Annotated in this window: 13 protein-coding genes; 6 read left to right on the top strand and 7 right to left on the bottom strand. The window is 59.3% G+C overall.

Annotated features, from left to right (window positions below):
* The 3 genes from greB to EDC38_RS05510 all read left to right on the top strand — a co-directional run bounded on the left by greB (position 1) and on the right by EDC38_RS05510 (position 1,296).
* Positions 1-555, top strand: coding sequence for a transcription elongation factor GreB (gene greB / locus EDC38_RS05500; protein WP_123637638.1), 555 nt, complete (start codon positions 1-3; stop codon positions 553-555).
* Between the two features lie 88 nt (positions 556-643).
* The gene (locus EDC38_RS05505; RefSeq protein WP_123637639.1) at positions 644-1,063 is read left to right on the top strand and encodes a hypothetical protein; all 420 of its coding nucleotides are present in this window, start codon (positions 644-646) and stop codon (positions 1,061-1,063) included.
* A complete protein-coding gene (locus EDC38_RS05510; protein ID WP_123637640.1) occupies positions 1,057-1,296 on the top strand; it encodes a helix-turn-helix transcriptional regulator in 240 nt (79 codons plus the stop codon). The genes EDC38_RS05505 and EDC38_RS05510 overlap by 7 nt, the downstream gene beginning before the upstream one ends.
* Before the next feature lie 11 nt (positions 1,297-1,307).
* Here the strand turns inward: EDC38_RS05510 and EDC38_RS05515 are convergent, their stop codons facing one another.
* The 6 genes from EDC38_RS05515 to cysM form a co-directional block, all read right to left on the bottom strand.
* Positions 1,308-2,342: a serine hydrolase domain-containing protein gene (locus EDC38_RS05515; RefSeq protein WP_123637641.1), complete on the bottom strand. Its 1,035-nt coding sequence runs from the start codon at positions 2,340-2,342 to the stop codon at positions 1,308-1,310.
* Between the two features lie 97 nt (positions 2,343-2,439).
* Entirely contained in the window at positions 2,440-3,702 is a 1,263-nt protein-coding gene (locus EDC38_RS05520; protein WP_342769061.1) for a cyclic di-GMP phosphodiesterase, read from the bottom strand.
* Positions 3,703-3,961: 259 nt separating this feature from the next.
* Positions 3,962-4,756 (bottom strand): nucleoside triphosphate pyrophosphohydrolase, encoded by a 795-nt coding sequence (gene mazG / locus EDC38_RS05525; RefSeq protein WP_123637642.1) that lies wholly within the window; start codon positions 4,754-4,756, stop codon positions 3,962-3,964.
* Positions 4,757-4,840: 84 nt separating this feature from the next.
* Positions 4,841-7,078, bottom strand: coding sequence for a GTP diphosphokinase (gene relA, locus EDC38_RS05530; RefSeq protein WP_123637643.1), 2,238 nt, complete (start codon positions 7,076-7,078; stop codon positions 4,841-4,843).
* Positions 7,079-7,137: 59 nt separating this feature from the next.
* Positions 7,138-8,508 (bottom strand): 23S rRNA (uracil(1939)-C(5))-methyltransferase RlmD, encoded by a 1,371-nt coding sequence (gene rlmD, locus EDC38_RS05535; RefSeq protein WP_123637644.1) that lies wholly within the window; start codon positions 8,506-8,508, stop codon positions 7,138-7,140.
* Positions 8,505-9,404: a cysteine synthase CysM gene (gene cysM / locus EDC38_RS05540; protein ID WP_123637645.1), complete on the bottom strand. Its 900-nt coding sequence runs from the start codon at positions 9,402-9,404 to the stop codon at positions 8,505-8,507. The genes rlmD and cysM overlap by 4 nt, the downstream gene beginning before the upstream one ends.
* A gap of 148 nt (positions 9,405-9,552) precedes the next feature.
* Between cysM and EDC38_RS05545 the strand changes: the two genes are divergently transcribed.
* Both EDC38_RS05545 and EDC38_RS05550 read left to right on the top strand, forming a co-directional pair.
* The gene (locus tag EDC38_RS05545; protein WP_123637646.1) at positions 9,553-12,351 is read left to right on the top strand and encodes a response regulator; all 2,799 of its coding nucleotides are present in this window, start codon (positions 9,553-9,555) and stop codon (positions 12,349-12,351) included.
* 142 nt (positions 12,352-12,493) lie between these two features.
* Positions 12,494-14,125, top strand: coding sequence for a sodium:solute symporter (locus tag EDC38_RS05550; protein WP_123637647.1), 1,632 nt, complete (start codon positions 12,494-12,496; stop codon positions 14,123-14,125).
* A 497-nt stretch (positions 14,126-14,622) separates the two neighbouring features.
* On the opposite strand, the gene EDC38_RS16490 is transcribed toward EDC38_RS05550, so the two are convergent.
* Positions 14,623-16,806: a galactose-1-epimerase gene (locus tag EDC38_RS16490; RefSeq protein WP_246004344.1), complete on the bottom strand. Its 2,184-nt coding sequence runs from the start codon at positions 16,804-16,806 to the stop codon at positions 14,623-14,625.
* A gap of 260 nt (positions 16,807-17,066) precedes the next feature.
* Here EDC38_RS16490 and EDC38_RS05565 point away from each other — a divergent pair, with 260 nt between their 5' ends.
* On the top strand, positions 17,067-18,941 hold the full coding sequence (locus tag EDC38_RS05565; RefSeq protein ID WP_123637648.1) for a DUF5060 domain-containing protein: 1,875 nt from the start codon (positions 17,067-17,069) through the stop codon (positions 18,939-18,941).
* Positions 18,942-18,973 lie beyond the last annotated feature (32 nt).

The following is an 18,973-nucleotide window of genomic DNA, read 5'->3' on the forward strand; positions in this document are numbered from 1 at the left end:
ATGGGCCGCTGGCGTCCCCCCGCCCCCCGAAGCTCGCCCTACATCACGCCGACGGGCGCCCGCCGGCTCAAGGAAGAGCTGACCCAACTGTGGAAGGTTGAACGCCCGCAGGTCACCCAGACCGTGCACGAGGCCGCAAAAAACGGCGACCGCTCGGAAAATGGCGATTACATCTACGGCAAAAAACGCCTGCGGGAAATCGACCGCCGGGTGCGCTACCTGAGCAAACGCCTGGAAAACGTGACCATTGTCGATCGCCTGCCTGAGGACCGGAGCAAAATTTTCTTCGGTGCCTGGGTGACGCTGGAAGATGAGGACGGTGAAGAGCGCACTTACCAGATCGTCGGGCCGGACGAGTTTGATCTCAGCAAGGGGCAGCTCAGCGTCGACTCGCCACTGGCCCGGCAGCTACTCGGAAAGCGGGTGGACGATGAAGTGGCGGTAAGGACCCCGGAACACGGGGAGCTGGTTTATTGGGTGGCGGCCATTGAATACCGCCCATACGATGACCCGCTGATCTCGGCCAACCAGACAGTGCCGCCATCACTCGGCTGAGGACAGAATCCAGACATGTAAAAAATAGTTGACATCACTAAAGGTGTCCAATATATTTTACTTTCCGTCAAATATAGAGGACACCGAAATGTCACTCAGCTATCGTGAGAAAAGCCAATGGCTTATGTTACTGGCCCTGATTCTGGTTTACGGGCACTACTTTGTGCGGGTCATACCTGGTCATGGCGCTGATGTCAGCGACCACCAAGTCTGGCTCATTGGGGGCACCATCATCGCCATTATTATCCTTAGTGTTATCGGCCAGGTCGTGCTGGCGATCCTGGAAAAGCCAGAACCGTCAGATGAGCGTGACCAGCTTATCGCGCTCAGGGGAACGAAAATCAAATCCATACTACTGGCCGTCGGCGCTATTGGCGCGATAACCGCGGCAGTGACCTTGACCGGTAACTTTTGGCTGGTACAGATTCTGATTTTCAGCCTGGTCCTGTCAGAAATAGCTGACACCGCCGTGCAGCTATACCATTACCGCTGGGGCATGTCATGGTGAAGTCTGACGAAAAAAGCAAGTCCACAGGCATTGGTAATCACATTCGTACTCTGCGGTTTCATCATGGAGAGCTTTCACAAAAGGCCCTGGCTGAACGAGTCGGTGTGACCCGACAAACCATCAACGCCATCGAGCAGAACAAGTATTCTCCCTCACTGGAGCTGGCTTTCAAAATCAGTCATGTGTTCGAACGACCAATTACCGACGTTTTCTACTACGAAGCAGAGCGGTAACCCGCTCTGCTTTATTGGCCTCTTAATATTTTAATGATACGACTGTAGATGACCTCAGAAATGGTCCAGGCATTCCCACCGTTGGTACTCACGAACTGCACCACGACGGCGTCGATATCTTCGTGGTACCGAGCGATACTCTGGTAACCAGGCACCAGCCCAGTGTGTTCATAGACGTAAACAGAGGAATAAATACTCTGCTCCTGCTCAGTCAGCAAGGATCCGTCATTCAAGGCACGCAGGAAAATACCGACGTCCTCTGCCGTGGCCAGCATTGAACCATGATTGTTTTCCTTAACGTCATGCTCCCAGCCCACCGCGTACCCACTCATCACTTCATCCAGATCAACCTCCTTCAACGAGCCAAAGGTATGGGTCAGGCCGAGAGGTGTCAGGATTTCCTCTTTGATAAATCGCTGGTGGCTGTACCCTAGCGTGCGGTCAAGCAACTCGGATATCAACAAGTAGTTGGTATTTGAGTAGGCATAGCTTTGACCTGGCTCGAAGTCCGCCGGCTGATCCAGCGCATACTTCAGCGCTGCCTCAGGACTCTTCGGTGGGTCCCCCCAGGGAAAATCGGGGTGATCCGTCAGGTTAGGAATGCCACTTCGGTGTTGCAGCATCATCTTGAGGGTGATGGTGTCCGCGTTCTCTACCCGGCCCACCAGCTCCGGGAAGTGCTCGGCTAGCGTATCATCCAGTGACAATCGTTGATCAGCCACCAGCTTAGAGGCTGCGGCGGCTACGTACAGCTTGCCGATACTGGCAATTTTAAATAACGCACGCGGGTCTGCGGGGATTCTGTTTTCTCGATTTTTCCAACCCGCAGCGTAGAGGGCAGGTTTCTGCCCTACTTTGTCAACATAGACGATGATGCCGTCGAGCCCATGTCCGGGGGCACCCTCCACTTGTTCTTGCACCGAGTCAGGCAAAGGCTTCAACCATGCCCAGACGATATCCCAGGGCGGCAACACGACAAGACAAACAACCGCCACGGCGGGCATCACCACCCTGAGCACTCGGACAAGACCGTTATTCTTGGACATTTTGGGCAATCCCTCTGAAGACCCAGGAAGGATAGCACCAGAGTGCTTTACCTGAAACTGTGCCAATACATGGTGAACATACTGACCTCAGGCGACATCAAGACGCCGTCCGAAACACCAGCCCCTTCTCCCTATATTCGGCCACACTGATGCCGTAGGTGCCATCTTTAAGCGCCCGCTGAATCAGAAAGTCTTCTTTCAAATGACCCCGTTCCACATCCGCCAGGTTGATGACCTGCTCTTTTTTGAGTGGTCGCTCGCCTCGCTTGATCAGAATGACTTTGGGCAGGTGGCGGTATTTTTGACTGGTTTCCAGCACGATACCCACCAGCTCGTTGCGCAGCTGTACGATGGTGCCCGGGGGATAGAGGCCGATGCTTTTGATGAATTCCAGGGCGAGCTTCTCATCGAAGTGGGTGCCGCGATCCTTGTAAATGTTTTTCAGCGCGGCGGTGGTCGGTATCGCCTCCGCGTAACAGCGGTTGGCGGTCATGGCATCGTAGGCGTCTACCAGCGCAATGATGCGGGCGAAGCGGGAAATTTTTTCCGCCGGCAGTTTGCGCGGATAACCGGTGCCGTCGATGCGTTCGTGGTGGGTGTAGGCCACGTCCACCACCACGCTGAAAATGCCCGGCGTAGACAGCAAAAGGTTGCGTCCGTGCACGGTATGGGCCCGGATCATATTGAACTCTTTGGGTGTGAGGGCACCGGCCTTGTTCAGGATGTCCAACGGCACGCGCATTTTGCCCACGTCGTGGAGCAGACCGCACAAGCCCAGCTTTTCCAGATCGGTCTCTTCCATGCCCAGGTGCCGCCCGAAGGCGATGGCCAGAATACAGACGTTCAGGCAGTGCTCGGCGGTGTATTCGTCTTCATTGCGGATCTTGGTCATCCACAGGAGCGCATCGGGGTTGCGCAGGATGCTGTCGACGCAGGTCCGAACCGTGGCTTTGGCCTGCTCGGTATTGATGGCACCCCCAAGTCGAATGTCGTCAACCAGGGTTTTGGTGAGCTGGCGGGCCTGGCGAAACACCTTGATCGCCTGGCCGTGCTCTTCCCGAGCGGAGACTTTGTTGATGTAGGTGGCTTTCGGGCGAATGGCGGCTTTCAGGCCAGTGCGCTGTTCCGGGGGCCGCCAATTCGTCGGCACGGCGTCGATCCAGACATACTCGGCGTATTCAGCCACGGTGTCGGCATCTTCCGGGCCTTCGATCATAAAGCCCTGCACCAGGAACGGCGTCTCGAGCCAATCCCGGTCGAGTTTGGAGACGAACATGCCGACTCTGAGCTCGGAGACGTGGATTTTGATGGAGCTGGTGCTCCGGTCCATCGAATCCGGTTGGACGTCTTGCCAATTCACCGTTACTTCTCCTGGCCGAGATTCCATCACTTTTATTGTAGTTCACGGATTGGAGGTTAACCGATTTCATTGGAGTGGTCACAGAGTTTTTGTTTATAAGAAGAAGGCGGATTTCAGCGCCAAGGTCATAAGGTGGCGCTGCGAAGGGGTTAGTAGGTCGGCTTAGGCCGAAGGCCATAAGCCGACATGGTGGGGAACGGGTTGGGATTGTCGGATTACGCGCTGTGCGCTCCGATGCGTCGGACCGATCCGACCGACCTTACGCCTGGGTTTTGGCTTGGTTCCAGAGGGTATCGAGGGTTTCGAGGGAGTGATCGTTCAAATTTCCCTCGGCATTCTGTTCGACGTAGCGGAAGCGCTGCTCGAATTTGCGATTGGCCTGACGCAGGGCCGCTTCGGGGTCGATTTTCAGGTGGCGGGCGACATTGGTGACGGCGAACAGCAGATCGCCCAGTTCTTCGGTCAGGTGTGCCTGGTCGCCAGCCTCCAGCGCCTCTGTCAACTCGTCGGTCTCCTCCCGGATTTTGCCGAGGGGACCGCGGACGTCCGGCCAGTCGAAGCCGACGTTGGCGGCACGTTTTTGCAGCTTGGCCGCGCGGCTGAGGGCCGGGAGATTCAGGGGCACATCGTCGAGTACACCCTGCACGCCCTTCTCTTCCCGCTCCTGCTGTTTGATGGCCTCCCAGCGCTGTTTGACATCCGCCGGCAATGAGGACTGGTCGTCCACACGACTGTCCAGGGTGCCATCGGGGAAGACGTGCGGGTGACGGCGAATCAGTTTGCTCACCAGGCCATCGACGATCTGGCCAAAATCAAAGCGGTCCTCTTCCTTGCCCAGTTGGCTGTAGAAAATCACCTGAAACAGCAGGTCTCCGAGCTCTTCGCGCAGGTGGTCATAGTCGCCCCGCTCGATGGTGTCCACCACTTCGTAGGCCTCTTCCAGGGTGGAGGGGGCGATGGTGCGGTAGGACTGTTTCAGGTCCCAGGGACAGCCGGTGTTGGGCTCGCGCAGGCGGGACATGAGATAGAGTAAGTCGTCTATAGTGTGAGGCATGATCGTGATGGTCCCGAGTGTTTGGGTTGCGGCGGATGCGGCCGTTGGCCTTATCCGCCCTACGGGTCGCTTCGGTGCCAACACTCAGTGTTTGCGGCGGGCCGAGGCGATGTTGGGGAGCTGGTTGAGGCGCGTGAGAATCCGACTGAGTTCGTCGATGCTGCGAATCTCGGCGCTGACCAGCATATCCACGGTGTTTTTACGCTTGTCGGACAGCGTCTGCATGGCGCTGATGTTGATACGCTCGCTGTCCAGCAGTGTGGTGATGTCCCGCAACAGACCCTGACGGTCGTAGGCTTCGATGATGATATCCACAGAGTAGCTACTCTGCGGCGTCTCACCCCAGGACACCTTGATGATCCGCTGGGGCTCATCGGCCTGAAGCTGCAGAATGTTGCTGCAATCCTGTCGGTGAATGGACACGCCTTTACCCAGGGTTATGTAGCCGGTAATGGCATCCCCGGGAACCGGGTTACAGCAACTGGCAATCTGGGTGAGCAGGTTGCCCACACCTTCGATGTAGACATCCGAATCTTTCTTGCGCTTGCCGGATTTGGCCTTGAACGGGATGACCAGCTCTTCCGGGCGCGATGCCTTGAGCAGTCGCTGAGCGGCGCTCAACACCTGGCCGACACCGATATCGCTGGCGCCTACGGCGGCGTAGAGGTCGTCCAGACTCTGCATATTCAGTTTGTTGGCCAGGGCTTCGAAATCCAGATCCAGCAGCGCCAACCGTTTGAATTCCCGATCCAACAGCGCCTGCCCTTCGGCAATGTTCTGATCCCGGGCCTGCACCTTGAACCAGTGCTGCACCTTGGCCCGGGCCCGGGCGGTGTTGATATAGCCCAGTGCCGGCGACAGCCAATCCCGGCTGGGCGCCTCCCGCTTGCCGGTGAGAATTTCCACCTGATCGGCGGTATTCAGATGATAGTTCAGGGGCACAATACGGTTGTTGACCTTGGCACCGCGACAGCGATGGCCCACATCGGTGTGAATGCGGTAGGCAAAGTCCAGCGGCGTGGCGGTTTTGGGCAGATCCACCACGTGGCCTTCCGGGGTAAACACGTAGATGCGATCCTGATCCACCGCGCGCAGGCCTTCCTTGAGCGGCTGGCCGTCGCCGCCCAACTCGTCGTGCCACTCGAGCACCTGACGCAGCCAGGCAATTTTCTGCTCGTAGCTTTTTTCACTGGCATCGGTATCGGTACCTTTGTACCGCCAGTGGGCACACACCCCCAACTCCGCTTCATCGTGCATGGCGAAGGTGCGGATCTGAATTTCCAATACTTTGTTGTCTGGACCAATGACCGCAGTATGCAGTGAACGGTAGCCATTCTCCTTGGGTGAGGCGATGTAGTCATCAAATTCGTGGGGGATGTTGCGCCACTGACTGTGCACGATACCCAGCACCGTGTAGCAGTCGCGCACGGTGGGTACCAGTATGCGTACGGCCCGAATGTCGTACACCTGGGAGAAGCTGATGCCCTTGCGCTGCATTTTCCGCCAGATGCTGTAGATATGCTTGGCCCGGCCGGTGACCTCACCGTCAATATGGGCGTCTTTCAGCTCATCGCGCAACACTCTCAGGACATTGTCGATATATTCCTGGCGCGCCAGCCGCCGTTCATCCAGCAGTGTGGCAATGCGCTTGTAATCCGCCGGCTCCAGGTAGCGAAAGGCCAGGTCTTCCAGTTCCCACTTGATGTGGCCAATGCCCAACCGATGGGCCAGGGGGGCGTAGACGTCCGCCACTTCCCGGGCGACCTGTCGCCGCCGTTGGGAGCCTGCGTCCTTGACCGCGCGTATGGCGCAGGTGCGTTCGGCCAGTTTGATCAGCGCCACGCGCACATCATCGACCATGGCCACCAGCATCTTGCGGATATTTTCCGCCTGCTCTTCGGATTGCCGACCGAACACCCGCTCGTCACCGTCGCCACGCTGATAGCTGATCGCGGCCATGCGCAATACGCCTTTGATCAGCTTGGCCACCGTCTCGCCAAAGGCTTTCTGGACGGCCTCAAGGGTGAGGCGTTCTTCGCGCACCGCCCGGTAGAGAATGGCCGACACCAGGGTGTCCTGATCCAGTTGCAGATCCGCCAGCAACTCGGCCATATCCAGCCCGATACTCAGACAACTGCTGCCCCAGTCATACTCGACCTGAGTGTTTACCCGGTCAGCTTCGGCACTGAGGGCGCAGGCCCGGCGCAGCTGAACTTGGCTTTCTTCTGAGCGCTCCGCCGCCCCGGGCAATCGCTCAAGCCAGGCCTCAATGTCAATGGTGCCGTCGTCGGCAACGGGATGGTCTTCTCGAACTTTTACCATCGGTCTTGTTCACCCTCGCCCCCCGACCGTCAAAAAGCCCGGAGATCGTCCTGTCGGTGTTAGCGGCGCTCGAACAGCGCCATGGATTCCACATGCTCGGTGTGCGGGAACATATCCAGCACGCCGACGGATTGCAAGTCATAACCCGACTTGGCCAATTCGGCGGCATCCCGCGCCAGGGTGGCGGGATTGCAGGACACATAGACCAGACGGCCCGGCCGGAGTTTTATCACTGTGTCCAATACCTCGCGCGCGCCATCCCGCGGAGGGTCAATCAGCACCGCATCCGGCTTACCCCAACGGCGGCGCATGGCGGGGCTGGGATCGGCCAGGTTGGCCTGAGCGAAGGTCGCCTCCAGATGATTGTGCCGGGCGTTCTCCTCGCCCCGGCTCACCATGCTGGCGGCCCCCTCCAGCCCCAATACCCGGACGCCGGAGCGGGCCAAGGGTAGCGTAAAGTTGCCGATGCCACAAAACAGGTCCAGCACCTGTTCTCCGGGCCCTGGCGCCAACCAGTCTACTGCCTGGCGAACCATGCGGCGGTTGACCCCGGCATTCACCTGGGTGAAGTCCTGAGGATGAAACGCCAGGTTGAGATCGAACTCAGGCAGCTCGTAGCTCAGTCGGGGATCGCAGGGCTCTCCGCCCAGGGTGAGTAGCGTGCTCTGGTCGTTGATCTGGCGCCAGATCCGCTCCGGCGGGACGCTGGGCAGCGCGCTCACCAGTGCCTCCCGGTCAGCGTCTTTCAGGGTTTTGATTTCCCGAAGTACCAGCGCTGGCCCTTCACTCGCCAGAATCAGCTCGATATGACTGATGGCGCCGCGCGCCTGCAACCCGGACAGCCAGTGATTCAAGGGTTCAATCACGGCATTGAGTTCCGGTGCCAACACATCGCAGTGCCCGATACTCACCAGCTCCCGCTGGCCCCGACGACGAAACCCGAGCGTGACCTGGCCGCGCTTGTCTGTCCAGACACCCAGACGGGCCCGATGGCGATAGCCCTCACTGGGAGATTCGATAGCGGGTGCAACCTGGCGCGGTACAACGCCACCCCACCGGGACAACTGGTCCAGCAGGGCCTGCTGCTTGAAGGCGAGCTGCGCATCGGGCCGCACGTGCTGCAACTGACAGCCGCCACACTCCTGAAAATGCGGACAGGGCGGGGTTTGCCGTTCCGGTGCCGGCGCGAGCACTTCGGCGGCGGAGCCCTCGGCGTACCGGCTCTGCTCCCCTTCCAGGAGCACGCGGACCGATTCCCCCGGTAGAGCGCCGGCGACAAACAGCGTCTTGCCCTGCCAGCGGACAATGCCCCGGCCGTCGTGGCTCAGGCGCTCCACGGTCAGGGCATCGGGCAGATGTCTGGCTTGAAACCGGGGTTTGCGCCCCGAGCGGGCTCGCCGGCCGGGACGCGCGGGTGGCCGGCGGCTCATGCCCGGTATACGCCGGACGACAGGTAGCGATCGCCCCGATCACAGACGATGGCCACAATCACCGCATTGCTGACCTGTCGGCTCAACTCCAGCGCCGCCGCCACCGAACCGCCGGAAGAGACCCCGGCAAAAATGCCCTCCTGACGGGCCAAGGCCCGCATGGTCTCTTCCGCCAGTTGCTGGGGCATATTGACGATATGGTCGACCCGGGACGCGTCGTAGATTTTCGGCAGATAGGCTTCCGGCCAACGGCGAATCCCCGGGATTTTGGCGTTTTCATCCGGCTGCAGGCCAATGATTTCGATGTTCGGATTCTGTTCCTTGAAATAGCGGGAGCACCCCATGATGGTCCCCGTGGTCCCCATGGAGCTGATGAAGTGGGTGATCCGCCCGTCGGTCTGACGCCAGATTTCCGGGCCGGTGGTCTCGTAGTGGGCCTGGGGGTTGGAGGCGTTGCCAAACTGATCGAGTACCCGACCACGCCCTTCGGCCTGCATCTTCAGCGCCAGATCGCGGGCACCTTCCATGCCCTCCTCCTCGGTCACCTGAATCAGCTCGGCGCCGTAGGCCGTCATGGCGTCCTTGCGCTCCTGGGTGCTGTTATCGGGCATGATCAGGATCATCCGATACCCTTTGATCGCCGCCACCATTGCCAGGGCAATGCCGGTGTTGCCGCTGGTGGCCTCGATCAGGGTATCGCCCGGCTGGATCAATCCCTGGGCCTCAGCCTGCTGGATCATCCACAGGGCCGGCCGGTCCTTGACCGAACCCGCCGGGTTATTGCCTTCGAGCTTGACCAGGATCTCGTTGCTGGTGTCGCCGGGCAGCCGCTGCAGGCGCACCAGCGGTGTATTGCCAACACAGGACTCAATCGTGGGAAAAGGGGATACCGCCATAATCTGAACGCCATAACCATCGATGGGACGGGGCTGGGAACCGCTTCACAGACCCCGCAAAAGCCCGCTATTCTACCGCTGAATATGCTAAGGTGAAACCAAACCAGCGGACTTGGCCGCACACGGAACGGAAACGATAACAAGCCCCATGAGACTGACCGACATCAAAACCCAGATATGGCGCCTGGTACTCTTCCCCGCCCTGGGTGTCACCCTGATCCTCGCCTTCACCCTGACCTACCTGTATCTGGCGCAATTGAACAAGTTTGTCAGCCAGCGCGGGGGCGCACTGAGTGAGAAACTGGCCGAAATCAGCGCCGAAACCCTGAGCCGAAATGACCCGGATCTGTTGCGCTCAGTGATTGAGGCTTCTCTGGAAGAGCCCTATATCCGGGCCGTCGAGCTGTATCTCAAAGACAGCGGCACCACCATTCACAGCGGCCCTCGGATGCTGCCGCTGGTCAATCCCGCACCGGCGGATCTGAGCCAACCCCAACAGCGGGAAACCCCCAAGTCGATCCGCTTTGCCCATCCGGTCCCGGGCCGGAACGGCGCGCCATCGCCCGGCTGGATTGAGGTGGAGCTGCTGGCCTCACCGTTTCTGGTACTGCGTTACCAGACCATCCTGATCACCCTGGTACTGACGCTGGTATGCCTGGCGCTGTGTGCCTGGTTCTCCACCCGTCTTTACAAGCGGTTGACCCGCCCACTGAACCAGATCCGGGAAACGATCCAGGGCATGGCCCGCGGCCAGATGGACCGTCGTCTACCGAGTATGGAAAGCCGTGAGCTGGACGAGCTGGCCCGAGCGGTGAACGATACCGCCGAATCCCTGGAGCAGGCTCACCGGGATATGCAGGTGAACATCGACCAGTCCACCGAGGACCTGCGCGAGACCCTGGAAACCATTGAGATCCAGAATATCGAGCTGAACATGGCCCGCAAGGAGGCCCTGGAAGCCAGCCGGATCAAGTCGGAATTCCTGGCCAACACCAGTCACGAAATCCGCACCCCGCTCAACGGCATTCTCGGGTTCACCAATCTGGCCCTGAAAACCGACCTGGACGAACAGCAGAAAGAGTACCTGGAGACCATCCGGGACTCCTCCCAGAACCTGCTGACCGTGATCAACGACATTCTGGACTTCTCCAAAATCGAGTCCGGCAAATTGACTCTGGATTACGTCCCCCTGCCCTTGCGCAAAGTCGTTGAGGAAGCGGTACACATTCTGGCGCCGGATGCCCACGAGAAAAACCTGCAACTGGTAACGCTGCTCGACGACAACCTGCCGCTGCACCTGCTCGGTGACCCGCTGCGCTTCAAACAGGTGCTGACCAACCTGGTGAGCAACGCGATCAAGTTCAGCCAACAGGGCAACATTGTCGTGCATGCCGCCCTGATCAACCGCCAGGAAACCCAGCTCACCCTCAAGGTCAGCGTCAGTGACAACGGCATCGGCCTCACCGCCGAACAGAAAGAACGGCTGTTCAGCGCGTTCAACCAGGCCGACACCTCCAGCTCCCGGGAATACGGTGGCACCGGACTCGGCCTGGTGATCTGCAAGGGACTGGTGGAGCGCATGGGGGGCGAAATCGGTGTGGAGAGCCAGCCCGAACAGGGTTCCCGGTTCTGGTTCACCGCCCGTCTGGGTATCGACAAGAGCTTGCCGGACGCCCCGGCCGAACGTCTGCTACTGGGTGAGCGGGCCCTGATCTGCAGCGACAACCCCCCTTCCGGCCACCAACTGGAGCAACTCCTGCATCTGTGGCAGGCCGACACGGACACCATTTCCTCCATTCACGATATTTTCCCGGCCCTGCGCAAAGCCCAGGAGCGGGACGATGCGTTTCGCCTGGTGTTCATGGATATCGCACCGAGCGAGCGCAAGCTCCAGGCGCCCCTGCTGGAAAGCCTGACCCAACAGCTGCGCCGCGAATTCGACTGCATTCTGGTCGCCTGCTGCACCCCGGCACACCAGCGCCTGTTCCGCCAGGGCGTGGACAGCTGCAGCACCACTTTCATCAATAAACCGATCAGCTACGAGGCATTGCTGGAGACCCTGGCGCGGCAGATGGACATTCCCCTGAAGCGCCCGGGCGACGCCCAGAGCAAAGGCCCGAACGCCGGCGACAAACCCGCCGCCCGCATTCTGGTGGTCGATGACAACCCCGCCAACCTGCAGCTGGCCGGAGAGCTGCTGCGCGGTCTGAACACCGAGGTGGTATTGGCCACCAGCGGCAAGGAAGCAATGGAGTGGTGTCGGAAACAGGAATTCGACCTGATTTTCATGGACATCCAGATGCCCGGCATGGACGGCATTGAGACCACCAAACGCCTGCGCATCGATCACCCCCGGCGGCGCACGCCGATTATTGCCCTCACCGCCCACTCCATGACCGAGCAGAAAGCAGAATTGTTGATCGCCGGGATGGACGACTGCGTCAGCAAGCCGGTCAGCGAAAACCAGTTGGCCCATATCGTCAATCGCTGGGTGCCGCTCAATGGGCGTCAGGCCGTGGAGGGCCCGGTTCACGGCACGCCGACCCAACCCAGGCTGCCCGCCATTGAACTGGCAGAGGATGAACAGCCCAGCCCGGTGGACATTCCCCTGTGCCTCAAGCTCGCCAACCACAAGCCAACCCTGGCCCGGGACATGCTGGAAATGCTGATCAAGAACCTGAGCGGTGAGCGGGATGCCATCAACCAGGCCTTCGACAACCAGGATTTCGAGCAGCTCGAAGAGCTGGTGCACCGACTTTACGGTAGCTGCTGCTACTGTGGCGTACCCCGACTGAAGCGGATCAGCGGCCTTCTCGACAAGATACTTCAGGCCCGTCAGTATGATCAGGTCGCCAGCCCGATCAAAGCGCTCGACAACGAGGTGGACGAGATTTTGCGCTGGGCCTACGAGCGGGATATCAGCGCTTTGTTCGACGTCGACCCGTAAATTTACCGATTCCGGCGCAATCGGTGATTCTCAGACCGCCGCTTTAAATGATATGATAATACTTTAATAAGTAGGTTCCTTTCTTGGGAGCCATCCAATAACGCTAACTCTTAGCCTAAAAAAACCAGGGTGGTAGATAACGATGATTCCATTCAGTGGTCTGGACTGGGCCGTTCTCGGCCTGTTCTTCCTGATTCTTCTTGGGGTAGTGGTCTGGTCCTTCATGGAGAAGGAAAAAGACACCACCGATTACTTTCTGGCGGGCCGCAACGCGGGCTGGCTGGTAATCGGGGCCTCCATTTTCGCTTCCAACATCGGTTCCGAGCATCTGGTTGGCCTGTCGGGCGCCGGCGCCCAGACGGGCATGGCCATGGCTCACTGGGAGCTGCAGTCGTGGATTATCATCATTCTCGGCTGGGTGTTTGCGCCCTTTTACTGGAGCGCCAAGGTCTACACCATGCCCGAGTACCTGGAGCGCCGTTACTCCAGTAGCTCACGCACCTTCCTCTCGTTCATCTCCCTGATCAGTTACGTTCTGACCAAAGTGTCGGTCACGGTCTACGCCGGTGGTGTGGTGCTGAAAACCGTACTGGGCATCGACTCCCTCTGGGGCATCGACTTCTTCTGGATTGCCGCTATGGGCCTGGTATTGGTTACCGGCCTGTACACCGTCGCCGGTGGCATGAAGGCCATTCTCGTCACCTCGGTCATTCAGACGCCGATCCTGATCCTGGGCTCCCTGGTGATCCTGTTTGTGGGCATGGACAAAGTCGGCGGCATGGAAGAGCTGGAGCGCATCAACGCCGAACGTATGAGCCTGATGCGGCCACTGGACGACCCGGAATTCCCCTGGCTGGGCGTGATCGGCGGCTCCATCATCATCGGTCTGTGGTACTGGTGTACTGACCAGTACATTGTTCAGCGTGTGCTGACCGCCAAAGGCATTCAGGCCGCCCGTCGCGGTACCATCTTCGCCGGTTACCTGAAGCTGCTGCCGGTATTCATCTTCCTGTTCCCGGGCATGATCGCCTACGCACTGCACGAGCAGGGCCAGATCAACCTGGCCAGTGCGGACCAGGCCTTTGCCACGCTGGTAACCGAGTTACTGCCCTCGGGTATCAAGGGCATTGTGATCGGTGGTCTGATCGCGGCGCTGATGAGCTCCCTGGCCTCGCTGTTCAACTCCTCGGCGACCCTGTTCACCATCGATTTCTACAAGAAGTACAAGCCCCAGTCGAGCGAACAGCATCTGGTGAAAGTGGGCCGTTATGCCACCGTAGCGGTGGTTGCACTGGGTATTCTGTGGATTCCGATCATGCAGTCCATCGCCGATGTGCTGTATGAGTATCTGCAGCTGGTTCAATCGCTGATTGCACCGGGTATTGCCGCGGTATTCCTGCTGGGTGTGTTCTCCCGCAAGATCACCCCCGCCGCCGGTATCACCGGTCTGGTCGCCGGTTTCGTGATCGGCATGACGCGCCTGGTGCTGACCATTTTCGAAGACAGCCTGCCCGAGGGCAGTATCTGGATGGGCATGGTCGAGCTGAACTGGCTGTACTTCTGCTCGGTCCTGTTTATCGCCATTGTACTGTTGGTCATCGGGGTGAGCTTCTTCACCCGTCAGGCCAGCGACGAGCAGGTGGCCGGTCTGACTTATGGGTCGATCAGTAAGGAACAGCGCGCCGAAATCAAGGCCGGCATTGATAAGTGGGATATCATCCACACCGTTATCATTCTCGGCATCACCGCCTTCATTTACGTGCGGTTCTGGTAAGGCATTGAACGTTCGGCAAGGATGCCGATGAACATTCCGAAAACGGCTCACCTTTTGGGGTGGGCCGTTTTTTTGTTTGGTTACTTCGTCGTGGAGTGCTGCGGGAGGGTGTCCCCCTTTGAGACACGCCGTAAACCCATCCATGGGGGCTCGATCGCCTGCCATCCAGGCAGGCGACGGTCTCAAAGGGGGACACCCTCCCTCCGCCAGTGCCGGATTAGACCGTGTTAGAAATAGAGAGGGTCGAGGTCGTCGATTTTAAACTCCTCAGGCTGCGTAGGGCGTGGTAAGCGCAAAGCGCGCACCCGCCGTTCCCGCACTTGGACACCCATACAGAACATTGATGTGGCGTAACGCAAGGGTAACGGCGGGTCTCCAACCGGTATACACACCCGCAGCACTACCCTACGAAGTCACCATGCCCAAACCCAGAAACAAAAAAACCGCCCAAGGCCTGCGGCCAGGGGCGGTTAATGCGCTCCGTTCTTTCGAACGTTTTACTTCACATCAAACCGGAAACTCATGCTGGTTTCATATACCTCACCCGGCTCCAGAATGGTGCTCGGGAATTCCGGCTGGTTGGGTGAATCCGGGTAATGCTGCGGCTCCAGACAGAAGCCGCCGTGGAGGACAAAATCGCGCTCGCCATCGGACAGCGAACCGTCCAGGAAATTACCGGAATAGAACTGAATCGCCGGCTCCTCGGTCAGCACTTCCAGTACCCGGCCGGTGCTCGGGTCTTCGGCGCGGGCCGCTACGATCAACCCATCCCGACCCTCGCGGTTCAAAATAAAGTTGTGGTCAAAACCACCGCCCACACGCATCAGCTGCGGATGATCCGCGTTAATGTCCTGGCCAATCGGCTTGGGCTCGGTGAAGTCCAGCGGGGTACCGGCAACGGGTGCCAGCTCGCCGGTCGGGATCAGACCGCTGTCCACGGGCGTGTAGCGATCGGCATTGATCTGCAGAGTGTGATCCAGAATCTTGCCTTCACCGGAGAGGTTGAAGTAGGTGTGCTGGGTCAGGTTCACCGGCGTCGCCTTGTCGGTTTCCGCGCGGAATTCCGTGATCAGCTCGTTATCATCGGTCAGGACATAACGGGTGGTCACTTCCAGATTACCCGGATAACCCTGATCCCCGTCTTCGCTCAGCAGGAACAGCTCGACCGCCAGGCCCCGCTCGTCGGAGACAAATCTGGCGTCCCACAGCTTCTTATCAAAGCCCACAACCCCACCGTGCAGGTGGTTGTCGCCGTCGTTCTGATCCAGCGTGATGGTCTCACCGTTCAGGTCAAACCGGCCGTTGGCGATACGGTTGCCATAGCGGCCAATCAGCGCGCCGAAGTACGGCGGGTTCTGTTCCAGATAGTCGTTCAGCGTCTCAAAGCCCAATACCACGTTATCCAGCTCACCGTTCTGATCCGGTACGGTCAGGTGCGTGATGATGCCACCGTAGTTCATCAGCTTGACCTCCATGCCTTCACCATTGTTCAGGGTGAAGCGGGTCACTTCGCGGCCGTCGGGCAACTCGCCAAACGATTCTTTGCTGATATACGCGCGGCCATACTCAGAGGCGTCCGCATTGGAATCTTCGTACTGCTCGGGGTTCAGGTGGTGGTTGTCCGGTCGGTTCTGGTAGAACTCCGGAAATCCGTCCTCATCCCATCCGATCACCCGCACCCGGGCGTGGCGGTTGGGATCGGTCAGCGGGTTGCCCTTGAGCTCTTTGTAGCTGCGAGTGTGGTAGACCATCAGGTCCGTCTCGCCATCTTCCGCCACAGTGAAGCTGTTGTGGCCGGGGCCGAAACGCTCCAGAGACTCGTTGGTGTGGAACACCGGCTCGGGGGATTTTTTCCAGGAGGCGGGATCGGTCAGATCGGCGTCGTCATCCGCCCATACCAGACCCACGGCATAGTTGTGATCCGTGGCCGCTGCAGAGTAGGTCACGAAAATCCGGCCGTTGCGCTTGAGCACCGAGGCCCCTTCGTTGACCTTGTAGCCCACCTGTTCCCAATCGAGCTCGGGCTCGGTAATGGCGATCACCGGCCCGGTAATGGACGTGGGGCTGTCCATTTCGGCCAGGTAGAGTGCGGAATTGTACCGCTCCTGCTGATCGCGCTGGGCCCAGATCAGGTAGCGCTTGCCATTGTGCTCAAAGGTAGTGGCATCGAGGGAGAAGCTCTCCCAAGGGGTCTCGATTGCGCCCTCGTCGGTCCACTCACCGGTCATCGGGTCTTCGTTGGCGTTCGACAGCACATGCATCCGCATGCGGAACGGCTGATCGCCGTGGCCCAACGCCACATGCACATACCAGACGCCATCAATACGGTGCAGCTCCGGTGCCCAGACGTTCCCCGCGGTGGGGCCTTCGTCCGGACGCTGCCAGATCACTTTGGGCTCGGCGTCAGCCAGGCCATTGAGGGTATCGGCAGTGACCAGCTCGATCCGGTCAAACTCCGGCGCGGTGGAAATAAAGTAATATTGACCGTCTTCGGTGCGGTGAATCCAGGGATCGGCCCCGAATTCGACCAGGGGTACCTGATACTCAGGCAATCCGTTGTCGACGCTCGCGTTGGCAGAGGAGGCTTCGTCAGGCGCCTCGGAACAGGCAACCAGGCCCAATCCGGCAGCCACCAGGGCGCCCCCGGCCAACAGCTGTCGCAGAGGAGAGATACTCGTCATAATCCATACCTTCTATCGTTGTCGTTATCAGCGTTATTCGTACCGGTTATTCTACGAAAGGCCTTATTATAATACAATAAATTGATGCCACACGACCGCTCCTTCAGTACAAACTCCCGCACCCAATCACCCCGCTCCCACCCGCTTCTCTGGTGACGGGGAAGAGGACGAGAATTGTCGTCAGAAACTGTGTAAAGTGAACCCCTACCGGCGACGACCGGTACGGCAGACCACAATAAAATAACGACACTGGAGGCAATATGATCGGTCACTACCTGACGCACTACACTCGCCGCGTGAGCTACTGGGCATGCATGCTCAGCCTGGCCCTGCTCATTGGCTGCTCGGATCAACATCAGGAATCAGCCACCACGGAGAGCGACCTTCCTGTGTACCAACAGTGGCACAGCATCACTCTCAATTTTGCGGGACCTGACACCTCAGAGCAAGACGCGGACAACCCCTTTCTGAATTACCGGCTCATGGTCACCTTCACTCATGACGGCCAGGAATACCCCATTCGCGGCTACTATGCCGCCGACGGCCAGGCCAGCGAGAGCGGCGCCGATGCCGGCAACATCTGGCAGGTGAAGTTCAGAGCCCCGGAGACCGGCCAGTGGCAGTACCGCGCCCGACTTGAGCGGGGGGAGAAAATCGCGCTCGGCGCAGACTCCGGTGAAAGCCTGCCACTCGACAACGCCACCGGAACCTTCATGGTTGAGGCCAGCGACAAACGCGCACCGGATTTTCGCGCGCTGGGCCGACTGTCGGTGAACGATGGTCATTTTTACTTCCCCGGTACCGACCGGTACTGGCTCAAGGGCGGCAGCAACAGCCCGGAGAACTTTCTCGCCTACGAAGGGTTCGATGGCACTTACCGGATCGCCGCATCGGCTCGCGAGGGTGAAGCCAGCGCCAATAGCGAACTGCACCAGTACGAGTCACACCGACAAGACTGGCAACCGGGCGACCCCACCCTGCGCGGGGAGGCTGGTAAATCCATCTTCGGCGCCGTCAACTACCTCGCCGAAAAGGGTATGAACGCCATTTATCTCCTGACCATGAATATCGAGGGCGACGGCAAAGATGTCTGGCCTTACACCAGCCCGGAAGATTTCACCCGCTTTGATGTGAGCCGATTGGCACAGTGGGAGCAGCTATTTCAGCACATGCAGAATAAAGGCATTCTCATTCACCTGGTCACTCAGGAAACCGAGAATGAGCGACTGCTGGATGAAGGCGATGTCGGTCCAATGCGTACACTCTACTATCAGGAACTGATCGCCCGCTTTGGCCACCATCTCGGCCTGATCTGGAATCTTGGCGAAGAGAACGGGTACGCCGAGTGGTCTCCTCCGGCGCAAAATACCGAACAACGCAAAGCCATGATCCGCTTTTTTGAGCAGGCGGACCCCTACCAGAACCCCGTGCTTCTTCACACCCACGCGGAAATAGGCACCCGTGAGCCCGTACTTGAACCCCTGCTGGGCGTCGAGGGGCTTGATGGTCTATCGCTGCAAGCACACGACCGGCAGCACGCTCATCAGGTGGTGATGAAGTGGAAACAGCGTTCCGAGCAGGCCGGTCGAAGCTGGTTGATCACCATGGATGAAATCGGCATGTGGCACACCGGTGCCGACACCGACGCGAATGATCCCGGTCACCCGAGCTTGCGCGGCGATGTGCTCTGGGGAACCCTGCTGTCCGGGGCAGCCGGGGTGGAGTGGTATTTCGGCGCTAATGTTCCCCACAACGACTTGACCTCAGAGGACTGGCGCCAGCGGGACGAGCTTTGGTCACTGACCCGTCACGCCATGACGTTCTTCCAGGCCTACTTGCCCTGGTGGGAGATGGCGCCAGCACACGATCTTTTGGCTCGGGAAGGTGCCTTCTGTCTGGCCAAGCACGACGACATCTATGCCCTGTATTTCCCCACCGGCACCGAGCAGTATCAGATTGATCTGCGCGGGCTGAGCAACGACTTCGAGGTCCATTGGTACAACCCGGTGTCCGGTGGCGACCTGTCCTCGGGAAGCGTGACCAACGTACAGGGCGGCGCGGAGGTCAGTCTGGGCAAGCCGCCCAGCCGGCCGACAGAGGACTGGGTGGTTCTGTTGCGCAAAACCGGACGCTAACGGCGACCATTAAGCCAGCTCAACTGCGCGCT

Origin of the sequence: Marinimicrobium koreense, assembly GCF_003762925.1 — a bacterium.
Classification (GTDB): Bacteria; Pseudomonadota; Gammaproteobacteria; order Pseudomonadales; family Cellvibrionaceae; genus Marinimicrobium; species Marinimicrobium koreense.

Bases quoted from the DNA above. Each gene is read 5' to 3' on its own strand.
- greB (WP_123637638.1), top strand. From the start codon at position 1: ATGGGCCGCTGGCGTCCCCCCGCCCCCCGAAGCTCGCCCTACATCACG.
- EDC38_RS05505 (WP_123637639.1), top strand. From the start codon at position 644: ATGTCACTCAGCTATCGTGAGAAAAGCCAATGGCTTATGTTACTGGCC.
- EDC38_RS05510 (WP_123637640.1), top strand. From the start codon at position 1,057: ATGGTGAAGTCTGACGAAAAAAGCAAGTCCACAGGCATTGGTAATCAC.
- EDC38_RS05515 (WP_123637641.1), bottom strand. From the start codon at position 2,342: ATGTCCAAGAATAACGGTCTTGTCCGAGTGCTCAGGGTGGTGATGCCC.
- mazG (WP_123637642.1), bottom strand. From the start codon at position 4,756: ATGCCTCACACTATAGACGACTTACTCTATCTCATGTCCCGCCTGCGC.
- relA (WP_123637643.1), bottom strand. From the start codon at position 7,078: ATGGTAAAAGTTCGAGAAGACCATCCCGTTGCCGACGACGGCACCATT.
- rlmD (WP_123637644.1), bottom strand. From the start codon at position 8,508: ATGAGCCGCCGGCCACCCGCGCGTCCCGGCCGGCGAGCCCGCTCGGGG.
- cysM (WP_123637645.1), bottom strand. From the start codon at position 9,404: ATGGCGGTATCCCCTTTTCCCACGATTGAGTCCTGTGTTGGCAATACA.
- EDC38_RS05545 (WP_123637646.1), top strand. From the start codon at position 9,553: ATGAGACTGACCGACATCAAAACCCAGATATGGCGCCTGGTACTCTTC.
- EDC38_RS05550 (WP_123637647.1), top strand. From the start codon at position 12,494: ATGATTCCATTCAGTGGTCTGGACTGGGCCGTTCTCGGCCTGTTCTTC.
- EDC38_RS16490 (WP_246004344.1), bottom strand. From the start codon at position 16,806: ATGACGAGTATCTCTCCTCTGCGACAGCTGTTGGCCGGGGGCGCCCTG.
- EDC38_RS05565 (WP_123637648.1), top strand. From the start codon at position 17,067: ATGATCGGTCACTACCTGACGCACTACACTCGCCGCGTGAGCTACTGG.